Below are 5,650 nucleotides of genomic sequence, written 5' to 3'. Positions count from 1 at the left end.
CAATATGTTCCATTAGGCGAAATTGCGGACGTTGAGCTACGAACTGGCCCCAATCAAATAAATCGCGAGAGCGGTAAGCGGAATGTGATTGTTAGCGCAAACGTGGTTGACCGTGATTTGGGCTCTTTTGTGGCTGATATACGTCAACAAGTGGCATCTGAGCTTCCATTACCTGCCGGATATTGGGTTGAGTATGGTGGAACCTTTGAGCAGTTGGAGTCGGCATCGCAGCGACTCAGTATTGTCGTGCCGTTGGCGTTGTTGCTCATTTTAGGGTTGCTGTATAGCGCCTTTAATTCATTGAGTAATGCGCTTATTATTTTTACTGGAGTGCCCTTGGCACTGACCGGTGGCATTGTTGCACTGATGTTGCGAGATATGCCGCTATCCATCTCAGCAGCGGTCGGATTTATTGCGCTTTCTGGTGTTGCAGTATTGAATGGAGTCGTTATGTTATCCTTTATTCAACAGCTAAAAGACACTGGGAAGTCTATAGCCCAAGCAGTGTTTGATGGGGCAAGTCAACGCTTAAGACCTGTGCTAATGACAGCTCTTGTTGCAAGTCTTGGTTTCGTGCCTATGGCTTTTAATACGGGCACTGGCGCCGAAGTTCAAAGACCACTAGCAACCGTTGTTATTGGTGGAATTGTGTCTTCGACATTGCTGACGCTGGTCGTTCTGCCCGCGCTTTACTTGTTGGTAAGCAAGTTTCGACGAGAACCGGTGAAAGCTGAATAAATCCTGCGTTTATATTGTCGTCCTCCACGAAGCAAGACTGAGCTTACTCAAGCTCAGTCCTGCTTTTTAGATTCCGTCATCACGCCAATACCCAGCGATGCAGATCCCCAAAGGCTTAAGCTGTTTTTGCGATAATCTTGATTTCCGTGTTCATGATTACTCATTCAGCTTCCTTCTATTACTTTGACGAAAAAGTGCTACTCAGTTCTTTTTGACCAGTAGACTCGAAAACCAGCAAAGAAACTCATCGCCACGTCTGATAAAATACGGCAACGATTAATTAACTTAAGGGAAGTGACATGTCATCTTGCTGCGGCAGTTCGTCTGGTAGTAATGTGCAAGCCCATATCGATAAAGCGCAGCGACGGTTGTTGTGGACTGTATTAGTCCTTAATGGCGTTATGTTTTTCGTTGAGTTCATTGCCGGTTGGTTAGCCGATTCCAGTGGGCTTATCGCCGATTCGCTAGATATGCTCGCCGATACGTTGGTCTATGCCGTCAGTTTGCATGCAGTTGGCAAAGCCATTAAATATAAAGCCAATGCGGCCATTTTTAATGGCACGCTGCAAACCTTATTGGCGTTACTGGTATTAGCCGATGTGTTTCAACGCTTAGCATTTGGCAGTGACCCTAATGCCAATATGATGTTATGGGTTGCTGGTCTGGCGCTCGTTGTAAACGTAGCTTGCTTTTCACTTTTATACAGCTCACGAAACGGTGATATTAACATCCGCGCCAGCTGGATCTGTTCACGCAATGACATGATCATGAACGTCGGCGTTATTGTCTCGGCCTTGTTAGTGGCACAACTCAATATGGCTTGGCCTGACTTAGTCATTGCAACCGTTATAGCGATTATTGTCTTGCGATCCGCTATTCGCATAATTAAAGACGCTATAGCCGTAAAAGCTGGCGAGAAAACCAATATATCCGGGTGTTGCGGATAAAACCTTAGTAACACGCTATATAACACGTGACAAAGTATTACATTAACCGAGCAAAGTGGTCTTTGGCTTTGTCATCACGTGCAAGAGTTCGGTGAATACAATAGCAAAAACGAATTAGTTAGCGATCTCATTCGCCGTGCTAAAGCAATTAATGAAAAACTCAAGTCAGCGGAAGCAAACGGATTTACTGATCAATCTCCAGAAGAAATGCTGAAAGAATTCAAACCGCATTTATAATTATGGTTACTTAACGTTTGGCGAACGGCAGGCGGCAACTATTTTATCGTTTATTTGAGCCATTCGAAAAAATAGCTAGCAACCCACCAAACTATCCTACCATCGATCATATTCGTAGAGGTTACCGCAAGTGTTTTTGGTGTTGATAGTATTTACCTTCGGGTTAATGATAGCAAAATAGAACTAATGGGCATTCTCGGCGGTCAAGATGCAGAGCAGTGACCATGACACTTAACCCGCGCAACAAGACAGTTGTTCCACATCTTTGCTGAACGTTTGGGCACAGAGTTTCAAACCCTCCACCATTGTCAGGTATGGGAAAAGCCCATCAGCAACTTCATCAACGGTCATTTTAGCCCTAAGTGCCATCGCTGCGGTTTGAATCAGTTCTCCCGCTTCTCCGGCCACACACTGAACACCCAACAGTTGCCCGCTATTGCGCTCGGCGATGATTTTAATGAACCCCAATGTATCGAAATTGACCAGTGCTCGCGGCACGTTATCCAGATTCAGTGTGCGGCTATCGGCATCATACCCCTGGGCTTCAGCGCCTGCCTCAGAAAGACCAACAGTCGCAATTTGCGGGTCGGTAAAAATAACCTCGGGCATGGTACTAAGATCAAGCCTGGCATCGCCGCCCGTCATATTAATAGCCGCTCGATTGCCCCCCGCGGCAGCCACGTAAACAAACTGAGGTTGACTGGTGCAGTCGCCTGCCGCATATATGTCTGAGCAAGTGGTTTGCATACCGCTATCAACCGTTATCGCACCGCGCTCAGTGTCAACGCCAAGCGCCTCTAGATTCAACATTTCAGTATTCGGAGTACGCCCCGTAGCCACCAGAAGCTGATCAGCGTGTAGTACGCCTTGATTGGTTTGCAGAGTATATGTTTGCCCATCATACACAACCTGACTCGCTTCAGTATTTTCAAGCACATTGATACCTTCCCGGAGAAAAGCAGCATTGATGGTTTCACCGATATCCGCGTCGTTTTGCGATAACAGCCGACTGCGTGCTAAAACCGTTACGTCACTACCAAGACGACTAAATGCCTGAGCAAGCTCGAGTGCGACCACCGAACCACCGATAACAGCAAGACGCTCCGGGATATGTGTTAACTCTAGCGCGCTTGTTGAAGTTAAGTAAGGCGTATCGGACAAACCGGGAAAAGCCGGTATTGCCGGTCGGGCGCCGGTACCGATGAAAGCCCGGTCAAATGTCACGGTTTGCTCGTTACCGTCGCTGAGCGCAACCGCCAGCGTGCGCTCGCTAACGAACCGCGCCTCGCCTTTGAGAACGGTAATAGCGGTATTGTCGCTGAGAATACTCTGGTACTTGGACTCGCGCAGCTCCTCCACCCGTGCTTGCTGCTGAGTCAATAGCGCCGGCCGGTTCACCTCCGGTGTCTGGGCGCTTAGGCCGTCATCGAACGGACTTTCCCGGCGAAGGTGTGCAATGTGAGCCGCCCGGATCATGATTTTAGAAGGAACACAGCCAATGTTGACACAGGTTCCGCCGATAGTACCACGCTCAATTAGTGTCACCCGGGCACCGTGTTCAGTCGCTTTCAAGGCGGCAGCCATGGCTGCGCCACCGCTACCAATCACTGCAATATGCAGATTGTTATCACTCATAAACCTTACTCCTGTGTCACCGAGGCTTTTTTCAATGTGGATGGATAACCCGCATCAGTGGTTGCTTGAGTCAACGCCTCAACGGAGGTTTTCGCATCGTCGAACGTCACCGTTGCGTCCCGCTCTTCATAACGAACGTCGACGGCGTTAACTCCTTCGACCTGTCTCAGTGCCGCTTTCACCGTAATAGGACAGGTCACACACGTCATTCCGGGAACCGATAACGTGACGGTTTGCTTAGCTGCTAAAGTGGGTAAGCTAAACAATAAGAACAATAAGGTTGTGGTCATTAATTTTTTCATCGTGTATTGCCTCTTAATAAAAGAAAGGTACAACATAGGGGTATAACATCGCGGTTAATATAAGCACTGCAACCAGCCAGAACGTCACTTTATAACCCGCACGCACTTTTGGCCTTGCGCAAATATCGTCTGGCCCGCAATTACCAACAGGACGGTATATCCGGCGCCAGGCGAAGAACAAAGCAATCAGTGCAATGGCAATGAATGCCGGACGATATGGCTCAAGTGCTGTCAGGGTTCCAATCCATGCACCGGACACTCCGAGAGAGAGTAACAACAGCGGTCCCAAACAACACGCTGAAGCCAATAACGCTGCAACGCCGCCCGCAATAAGAGAACCTCGTCCAGATTTAGAGTTTGGCATAACAATAACCTCCTGCGTAAGTGTATTGATTTATGCTAACCTTAGAGCCGTATCTAGGTACAGAGTCAACCGTTATGTCAGAAAAACAAGAGCTGATGACAATTGGTACGCTGGCCGCCGCCGCTGGCGTAAATGTCGAGACAATTCGTTATTATCAGCGAAGAGCGTTAATGGCAGAGCCCGAGAAGCCGTACGGAGGGATTCGCCATTACGACAGTCATGCGTTACAACGACTTCACTTTATTCGCACGTCTCAATGGCTTGGTTTTAGCCTGGATGAAATCGCAGAGCTATTAAAACTGCAGGATGGCGTTCATTGTGATGAAGCTAGAGAGCTAGGAGAGCAAAAACTCGTTAGCGTTAGGCAAAAACTATCGCATTTACAACATATTGAACGCGCTTTGAGTGGTCTGGTTCAGCAATGCAGCGCCCAACAGGGCGCTGTTTATTGTCCTTTAATGGCCTCCCTTAATGAAGGCCTTGAAAATACCGTTAAAAAGAAATCGTAAAGCGCTTAAATAGCCAACTAGTCTCCGCGGCCGAGCCAAATTTATTTGCATCATTTTTTCCTTAAAAATATTGCAAATCAAAAACGCGGCTATTTATTCCTATAAATAGCCGCACTTAAGCTTAGGCACATGCCTTATATCGCCTAACTACCCTGCTTCTTTTCCTCACTTTGGTGTTCCATCATTTGCTCCATCATCTTTTGCATCATATCCATTCGATGCTCCATCATTTTCATTTTTTTCATCATATGCTCTTTGCCCGTTGACTCTGCTTGATCTCCCTTTTTATGTTCTCCCTTATTCATGCCCTTATCCATCCCATGGTTCATCATTTGCATTCCCTTCTGCATTGACTCCATATGTTTTTGCATGAGTTCTTTACGCTTCTTGGGGTCAGATTCGCTTTTTATTTTTTTCATAGCGTCGCGCATTTCCTGCATGTGCTCATGCATTGATGTCATTTTTTCATGGTGCATCATTCCACTCATTGAACCTTTTTGATCATCACCATGTTTATGCTGTGCGTCAGCAAATACAGGTGAGGCCATTAAGGCTGTGATCGTTAAAGCTGAAAGTACTTTTTTCATTTTATTACCCTCTTGATTACGACCAAATTGTATTGGTCTCATTAATTTGACGTTATTTCACTATAGTTAAATCGTGGAACCCACGCTGGCGTAGACTCCATATAACGGTGATATTCATCACCGAATTCTTCAATTTCTTCGATGAAATTGAATTTCATCAAAGCTAACGAAAAACTTTTAAAGTTCGTATTGTAACCTGGACGTTTTAAGCCATTTAACCGACAACTATCTTTCCCCGGTACATTTGCATCTGGCAATGAAAGTCGTACTCTCCGGGTTCCAGCGCTGGTATTTGAATTTGCTTTAATTTGTTAGAAGGCAACGTTTCACT

9 protein-coding genes are annotated in these 5,650 nt (G+C 46.5%); 4 read left to right on the top strand and 5 right to left on the bottom strand.

What is annotated here, in order from left to right:
• From B2X00_RS12140 to B2X00_RS12130, 3 genes are all read left to right on the top strand, one after another.
• On the top strand, positions 1–738 hold a 738-nt coding region (locus tag B2X00_RS12140; protein ID WP_290487917.1), incomplete at its 5' end, for an efflux RND transporter permease subunit.
• Positions 739–1,037: 299 nt separating this feature from the next.
• Positions 1,038–1,685, top strand: coding sequence for a cation diffusion facilitator family transporter (locus tag B2X00_RS12135; RefSeq protein ID WP_278355048.1), 648 nt, complete (start codon positions 1,038–1,040; stop codon positions 1,683–1,685).
• 78 nt (positions 1,686–1,763) lie between these two features.
• The gene (locus B2X00_RS12130) at positions 1,764–1,922 is read left to right on the top strand and encodes a hypothetical protein (RefSeq protein WP_227016387.1); all 159 of its coding nucleotides are present in this window, start codon (positions 1,764–1,766) and stop codon (positions 1,920–1,922) included.
• A gap of 231 nt (positions 1,923–2,153) precedes the next feature.
• Here the strand turns inward: B2X00_RS12130 and merA are convergent, their stop codons facing one another.
• The 3 genes from merA to merT are packed head-to-tail and all read right to left on the bottom strand — an operon-like array spanning position 2,154 to position 4,223.
• Positions 2,154–3,557: a mercury(II) reductase gene (gene merA / locus B2X00_RS12125; protein WP_278355047.1), complete on the bottom strand. Its 1,404-nt coding sequence runs from the start codon at positions 3,555–3,557 to the stop codon at positions 2,154–2,156.
• Between the two features lie 5 nt (positions 3,558–3,562).
• A complete protein-coding gene (merP, locus tag B2X00_RS12120) occupies positions 3,563–3,859 on the bottom strand; it encodes a mercury resistance system periplasmic binding protein MerP (protein WP_114982375.1) in 297 nt (98 codons plus the stop codon).
• A gap of 13 nt (positions 3,860–3,872) precedes the next feature.
• Positions 3,873–4,223, bottom strand: coding sequence for a mercuric ion transporter MerT (merT, locus tag B2X00_RS12115; RefSeq protein ID WP_278355046.1), 351 nt, complete (start codon positions 4,221–4,223; stop codon positions 3,873–3,875).
• 74 nt (positions 4,224–4,297) lie between these two features.
• Between merT and merR the strand changes: the two genes are divergently transcribed.
• A complete protein-coding gene (merR, locus tag B2X00_RS12110) occupies positions 4,298–4,732 on the top strand; it encodes an Hg(II)-responsive transcriptional regulator (protein WP_278355095.1) in 435 nt (144 codons plus the stop codon).
• A 143-nt stretch (positions 4,733–4,875) separates the two neighbouring features.
• Here the strand turns inward: merR and B2X00_RS12105 are convergent, their stop codons facing one another.
• A complete protein-coding gene (locus B2X00_RS12105; RefSeq protein ID WP_227016388.1) occupies positions 4,876–5,319 on the bottom strand; it encodes a hypothetical protein in 444 nt (147 codons plus the stop codon).
• A 214-nt stretch (positions 5,320–5,533) separates the two neighbouring features.
• On the bottom strand, positions 5,534–5,641 hold the full coding sequence (locus B2X00_RS12100) for a cupredoxin domain-containing protein (RefSeq protein WP_290487919.1): 108 nt from the start codon (positions 5,639–5,641) through the stop codon (positions 5,534–5,536).
• Positions 5,642–5,650: the final 9 nt, after the last annotated feature.

The organism is Idiomarina sp. UBA3162 (assembly GCF_002364475.1).
GTDB lineage: Bacteria > Pseudomonadota > Gammaproteobacteria > Enterobacterales > Alteromonadaceae > Idiomarina.
The sequence above is the reverse complement of the archived record's forward strand: the minus strand, read 5'-3'. Positions and strand labels throughout refer to the sequence as shown.

Bases quoted from the DNA above. Each gene is read 5' to 3' on its own strand.
- B2X00_RS12105 (WP_227016388.1), bottom strand. From the start codon at position 5,319: ATGAAAAAAGTACTTTCAGCTTTAACGATCACAGCCTTAATGGCCTCA.
- merR (WP_278355095.1), top strand. From the start codon at position 4,298: ATGTCAGAAAAACAAGAGCTGATGACAATTGGTACGCTGGCCGCCGCC.
- B2X00_RS12135 (WP_278355048.1), top strand. From the start codon at position 1,038: ATGTCATCTTGCTGCGGCAGTTCGTCTGGTAGTAATGTGCAAGCCCAT.
- merT (WP_278355046.1), bottom strand. From the start codon at position 4,223: ATGCCAAACTCTAAATCTGGACGAGGTTCTCTTATTGCGGGCGGCGTT.
- merA (WP_278355047.1), bottom strand. From the start codon at position 3,557: ATGAGTGATAACAATCTGCATATTGCAGTGATTGGTAGCGGTGGCGCA.
- merP (WP_114982375.1), bottom strand. From the start codon at position 3,859: ATGAAAAAATTAATGACCACAACCTTATTGTTCTTATTGTTTAGCTTA.